Genomic DNA, 5,953 nt, shown 5'->3' with positions numbered 1-5,953 from the left:
TTTGGCAAAATGCTGAAAGCAAGCACATTTTGCCAACGCTCGACCTGAAACTTAAAGGCTTACAGGGTAAGGTTACCATTAAATTTGATGAGAACCATATCCCGCACATTTTCGCACAGAACGAGCACGACCTGTACTTTGCCCAGGGATACATGACCGCAACTGACCGCCTTTGGCAAATGGATATCCAAACCCGGCAGGCCGCAGGCAGGCTGGCCGAAGTTATCGGCCCCAAAGTGCTGGATATTGACCGATATCACCGTCGCATGGGCATGGTTTACGGAGCCGAAAAAACAATACAAGCCATGATGGCAGATCCTGTAATTAAGGATATGATCCTGGCTTATACTGATGGCATCAACAGCTATATTCATCAGCTGAGCCCGAGGGATTATCCGATAGAGTTTAAACTTCTGAACTATGCGCCTGAAGAATGGAAACCCATCAACTGTGCATTTTTACTTAAGCTGATGTCTGAAACATTGGCCGGCGGCTCAAACGAATTTGCCATGACCAATATCCTGCGCAAATTTGGCCCCGCTACCACCAATGATCTTTTTCCTGATTATCCGATGCATGAAGATCCCATTATCCCTGTAGGGACAAAATGGGATTATTTTAAACCCCTGCCTATTCCAAAACCATCAGCCAACTTTTTGGCCAGTATGACTGATAGTGCAAAAACAAAGCCCCGCGTTGAGGGCATTGGCAGTAATAACTGGGCGGTAGCCGGCAGTAAAACAGCAAGTGGCTACCCTATTTTAGCAAATGATCCGCATCTTAATCTTACACTTCCTTCTATCTGGTATCAGATCCAGCTTTCGGCGCCTGGCATGAATGTATACGGGGTATCCTTACCGGGAGCGCCTTGTGTCATTTTGGGTTTCAACAACAATATCAGCTGGGGTATTACCAATGTAGATGCAGATGTACTCGACTGGTACCAGGAAAAATTCAGGGATGTTAAGATGGATGAATACTGGTATGATAACAAATGGAATAAAACTGCCCGCCGCATCGAAAAAATTGAAGTGCTTGGTCAGAAAGCGGTTTACGATACAGTAGTTTATACCCACCATGGCCCGGTTGTGTATCAAAACGATACCCAAAAATCAGACGGTGCTGATTTTGTGCCGGTGGGTCATTCGCTGCGCTGGATAGCACACGAACCATCAAACGAATTGATGGCTATGTACCTGCTTAATACCGGTAAAAATTACGCCGATTACCGCAAAGCGCTTACCTTTTTCAGCGCTCCGGCGTCAAATTTTGTCTTTGCAAGTAAAGATGATATAGCCATTACCCCTAACGGTAAATATCCACTTAAATATAAAGACCAGGGTAAATTTATTTTAGATGGGACTGATCCTGCTGACGACTGGCATGGCTGGGTACCGTTTGAGCACGATCCTACAGTTAAAAATCCGCCCCGCGGGTTTGTGAGTTCGGCCAATCAGTCATCAACAGATCCTACTTACCCTTATTATATCGATTGGTCGTTTGCATCGTATGAACGCGGTAAACGCATTAACGACAGGCTTACAGTTATGACGAAGGCTACCGTAGATAGCATGCGCATTCTGCAAACTGACGTATACAGCATTCGTGCGCATGATATTTTGCCAACCCTGCTTAAATACATCGACCCAACAAAACTTGATGCTACGCAACTTACTGCCTACCATGAAGTCAATAAATGGGACAAAAACGTTTCGGCTAATTCAATCGGTGCCACGGTATTTGGCAATTGGTGGTCGCAATTATATAACGCTATCTGGGCTGATGACTTTGCAGATAAAAACCTGCAAAGCAACTTCCCCTCCATGGATAGAACAGAACGCCTACTTTTAAAAGAGCCAAATTCCAAATGGTTTGATGATATCCGCACACCGGCTAAAGAAACCGCCTCAGATATAGTTAATAAAGCCTTTGCAGCCGCGGTAACGGATATTACCAAAAGGTGCGGTAAGCCAGGGCCGGGTTGGCAATGGGGCAAATTCAAAAAATTCGATATAGCCAGTCTATCTCGTCAGCCGGCTTTTGGTTCGGGAAATTTTGAAACGGGAGGTACGGGATCAACAGTTAACGCCTTAAACGATGGCCATGGCCCGTCATGGCGTATGGTAGTACAAATGGGGCCAAAAGTAAAAGGCTATGGCATTTTCCCTGGCGGCGAATCGGGCAATCCCGGCAGTTTCTTTTATAATGATATGTTTAAAACCTGGAATGAGGGGCAACTGAAAGAATTACTTTTCATGCAATCGGCCAATGAGCCATCACCACGCATTAAATCAACTTATACATTAACCGGTAAATAATTTAGCATCATGTTATTCATCATCATACTTATACTCTCATTTGCCAGCGGATATTTTTTACCCTGGTGGATAGTTGCCATCATATCTTTTTTAACGGCCCTTATTATTGGCACTACGGCAAGAAGCTCCTTCTGGCAAGCCTTTATTGCCGTTTTAATTGTGTGGATTGTACTGGCACTTTTTAAAAGTATCCCGAATGATCATATTATGGCTACAAGGATAGCCCATTTATTCCACCTGCCCGGCTGGGGTTATATACTGGCGGTAACAGGTATTTTAGGAGGATTGGTCGGCGGGATGTCGGCACTTTCGGGGCTGCTGCTCAAACGGGCATTCCAAAAGCATTAGAAACAAAAATGCCCGGCATTTTAGCCGGGCATTTTTGTTATTCAGCACATTCTATTTTTAAAATGCGGCCAATGTTTCTTTTAATGTTTTAACCGCATCTGTAGCGCTGGTAGCCTGTGCAAAAATATCCTGCGAGGTTGCCTTTGCTCCATAATAAGCAGCATTTGAATCTTTATCAATACCCAGGTTTGAGCCATTAATAGAGATACCTGCAAATAAGCCTTTACTGCGCGAATAAGAATAAACCTCGGCCTGCAATTTATAATCGGTACTTGCAGTTGAACTTCGGCCAACTGGGCCTGCCGCTGCTGAAATATCACCACCGATGGTAAAATCACCATTTTTCACTTTGGTTAACACACCTTTATTACGGAATACCAATACTAAGTCTACCGATTGTACGCCAATCTGCAAGCCAAAGCTGCCACCTGTAAGGGTTACAAACACCGGGTCGCTCCATTTGCCGTTGCCCAGTTTCACCATGGCAACGCCTTTTCCGCGTTTACCGCCTATGCCAAAACCAGCGTTGATCATTTTAGGGATAATCACGATACCTTCGTACTCTTCCAATAACTGATGCGGGATACTTTCTTTCATTTTGGCAAACTCTTTCAGCACGTTCGACGCATTATGGAGACGCTCCGTTTGCTTGCTGTCATCGACCGGCTTTGCCGATATCATTACAAAAAAGAGGCCTAATAAAACAGGGAGCCTCAAAAATTTTAATGTTTTCATGGGGATGGATAATTAATATTATAAATTACTGTATGCTTCAATACTTAACTAACCCCCAAAACACGTACTTGTTTTTTAATTTTATGTAATCTCAAAGTCAAACACGTTCAATTTTGCATATAAAACAACATGCCTGGGCATTTCTGGCATGCAAATATTCAACGTTATCGTTTTCGGCAAATATTTCATTGATCAGCTCATCAACATCTGCATCGCCAACAAGTCGGGTCAAAACCATTTGCTGCGCTTTACTATAACCGATGAGCGATAGCGGAAAACTCTTTTTGTTAGCCTTGATCTCCGAAGGAAAACGATAAATATCGTGGTATTCCTCCACATCCCCAGCATTGATAAAAACCGGCCCCGGTTGGTTATAGGCATTTTCAATTTCAAAAGGCGAGTGCTTTAGTAACAGCCGTTTATCAACATTACGTTCAAACGGTTTAAGCGAAACCCGGCAAGGCCCAAGCCCGGTGGCTAACTGTTCAACCACTTCGCCTCCAAAATCGTCGGTCATGGTAGTTCTTATTTTTTGCGCGAATGATTTGGATAGCGGTACAATTTTAAATGTGTTCATGATCATTGTTTTTGATATATCAAAGGTCGGATTGCACGCAAAGCACTTCAACCCGAAACTTGCGGAGTTTGTCAGAACCGGGATTGAACCATGATTTATAGGATTTAAGGATTACATGATATCAAGCAAATCCTCCAATCAAGTAAATCATGGTTCATACCTGATATCATGTAAATCCATTAATCAAGCGAATCATGGTTCAAATCCCACGGTCAAGCAAATCAAGGTCCAATTTTGATATCATGTAAATCCTATAATCAAGCGAATCAGGGTTCAACTCTCTAATCAAGCGAATCACGGTTTTCCTTATCTTTGCCCCAAATGGACAAACCGGGTAAACAACAGGTATTTTCTATCAATACCGATGAGCAATTTAATGAAGCAGCGTTGCAGGTTTTTAATTACCAGGCAAAGCATAACCCGGTTTACAGGCAATTTATTGAAGGATTGAAAGTTGACCCGTTAGCAATTACATCCTACTGGCAAATCCCATTTTTACCTATCGAGTTTTTTAAATCGCACACCATATTAAGCACCGATGAACCAGTTGAGGTAACTTTTACCAGTTCAGGCACTACCGGTATGATCACGAGTAGTCACAGGGTTACGGATAAAACCTGGTATGAGGATAGTTTCCGCAAAGCGTTTACTATTTTTTATGGTGATATCAGGGATTATATAGTTTTAGCACTGCTTCCCTCCTATCTGGAGCGCGAAGGCTCATCGCTTATTTATATGGTTGAAGACCTCATTAAACAGTCAAACAACCCGGATAGCGGCTTCTTTTTGTATAATCACGACGAGCTTTTTCATCAGCTTAAAAAGCAGCAAGATGCCGGAAAGCCAACGCTTTTGATTGGTGTAACGTTCGGATTGCTTGATTTTATTGAAAATTACCAGATAAACTTTCCCAAACTGGTAGTGATGGAAACCGGCGGAATGAAAGGCCGCCGCAAGGAAATGATCCGCGAAGAGCTGCACAATATTTTAGGTAAAGGGTTTGGCGTAAAACACATCCATTCTGAATACGGGATGACCGAGCTGCTATCACAAGCATACTCCGAAGGCGATGGCATTTTTAATTGCCCGCCCTGGATGAAGATCATCATCCGAGATACTAACGATCCGCTCAGCACGTTACAAATTGGTAAAACAGGCGGGATCAGCGTTATTGACCTGGCCAATATCAACTCCTGCGCGTTCATTGCGACGCAGGACTTGGGCAGGATCTACACTGATGGCTCGTTTGAAGTATTAGGCAGGTTTGACCAGTCGGACATTCGTGGCTGTAATTTGCTGATAGCTTAATACTATTTGAGAATCAAGACGTCAGGAATCAAGATTCAAGAAAGTTTCTGAATAAGATTTTATCTTTTTTCTTGCTTCTTAACGCTTAATTCTTGACTCTTTGACCGTTATAATTATTATTTTTGCGCGCATCATAAATGCTAAAAACATGATTGAGAAATTTTTAACAGAGGAACAGGATCCCAAAGCAGTTGAAAAGGTTTATTCACGTCTTGTTGATCTGCTGTCAACCGGCGAGGAGATTATTTACATAGCCGTTCAGAAAAAACCGCTGGTAAACCTTTTTCCTGATTGTATCGCTATAACTAACAAACGTGTATTGTTTTTTACCCCGGCAAACCTAGGTTTATCTATCAAGTTTGTTGATTTTGTTTGGAAAGATATTGTTGACGTACATACCAAAGAAGAGATCATTGGTGCCGTATTCAGCGTAAGGACCACCGGCGGTGCCGAAATGGCGGTTGATTACCTGCCTAAAGTTCAGGGCCGTAAATTATATCAGTACGCCCAGGAACGTAAGGAAATTGAACGCGAAGCCCGCCGCCAGCGCGAACTGGAACAAAAACGTGCCGAATCAGGTGCTATCCAGTTGGAAAATTCGCCTGCCCGTGCTTTTGCAGCACCCGCATCTCCACAGCCGTTTTCTCAAACTAATGGTTATGCAGCA

Annotated in this window: 6 protein-coding genes; 4 read left to right on the top strand and 2 right to left on the bottom strand. The window is 43.2% G+C overall.

The window, feature by feature from the left end:
- A partial coding sequence (locus tag VF500_RS17950) for a penicillin acylase family protein (RefSeq protein WP_330860997.1) occupies nucleotides 1–2,318 on the top strand: 2,318 nt, incomplete at its 5' end.
- Between the two features lie 9 nt (nucleotides 2,319–2,327).
- Nucleotides 2,328–2,666 (top strand): hypothetical protein, encoded by a 339-nt coding sequence (locus VF500_RS17945; protein ID WP_330860996.1) that lies wholly within the window; start codon nucleotides 2,328–2,330, stop codon nucleotides 2,664–2,666.
- Between the two features lie 57 nt (nucleotides 2,667–2,723).
- Here VF500_RS17945 and VF500_RS17940 read toward each other — a convergent pair whose 3' ends face one another.
- Both VF500_RS17940 and VF500_RS17935 read right to left on the bottom strand, forming a co-directional pair.
- Nucleotides 2,724–3,401: a lipid-binding SYLF domain-containing protein gene (locus VF500_RS17940; RefSeq protein WP_330860995.1), complete on the bottom strand. Its 678-nt coding sequence runs from the start codon at nucleotides 3,399–3,401 to the stop codon at nucleotides 2,724–2,726.
- Nucleotides 3,402–3,498: 97 nt separating this feature from the next.
- Complete coding sequence (locus VF500_RS17935; protein WP_330860994.1) at nucleotides 3,499–3,978, bottom strand: DUF1203 domain-containing protein; 480 nt, start codon at nucleotides 3,976–3,978, stop codon at nucleotides 3,499–3,501.
- Nucleotides 3,979–4,299: 321 nt separating this feature from the next.
- Here VF500_RS17935 and VF500_RS17930 point away from each other — a divergent pair, with 321 nt between their 5' ends.
- Both VF500_RS17930 and VF500_RS17925 read left to right on the top strand, forming a co-directional pair.
- Nucleotides 4,300–5,286: an acyl transferase gene (locus VF500_RS17930; RefSeq protein WP_330860993.1), complete on the top strand. Its 987-nt coding sequence runs from the start codon at nucleotides 4,300–4,302 to the stop codon at nucleotides 5,284–5,286.
- Between the two features lie 148 nt (nucleotides 5,287–5,434).
- Nucleotides 5,435–5,953 (top strand): PH domain-containing protein (locus VF500_RS17925; RefSeq protein ID WP_330860992.1); only part of this gene is annotated, 519 nt, incomplete at its 3' end.

This window comes from Mucilaginibacter sp., assembly GCF_036383575.1.
Classification (GTDB): domain Bacteria; phylum Bacteroidota; class Bacteroidia; order Sphingobacteriales; family Sphingobacteriaceae; genus Mucilaginibacter.
This window is presented reverse-complemented; position numbering and strand designations above follow the sequence as displayed.

Coding starts and splice junctions, on each gene's coding strand:
- VF500_RS17940 (WP_330860995.1), bottom strand. CDS start 3,401: ATGAAAACATTAAAATTTTTGAGGCTCCCTGTTTTATTAGGCCTCTTT.
- VF500_RS17930 (WP_330860993.1), top strand. CDS start 4,300: ATGGACAAACCGGGTAAACAACAGGTATTTTCTATCAATACCGATGAG.
- VF500_RS17935 (WP_330860994.1), bottom strand. CDS start 3,978: ATGAACACATTTAAAATTGTACCGCTATCCAAATCATTCGCGCAAAAA.
- VF500_RS17945 (WP_330860996.1), top strand. CDS start 2,328: ATGTTATTCATCATCATACTTATACTCTCATTTGCCAGCGGATATTTT.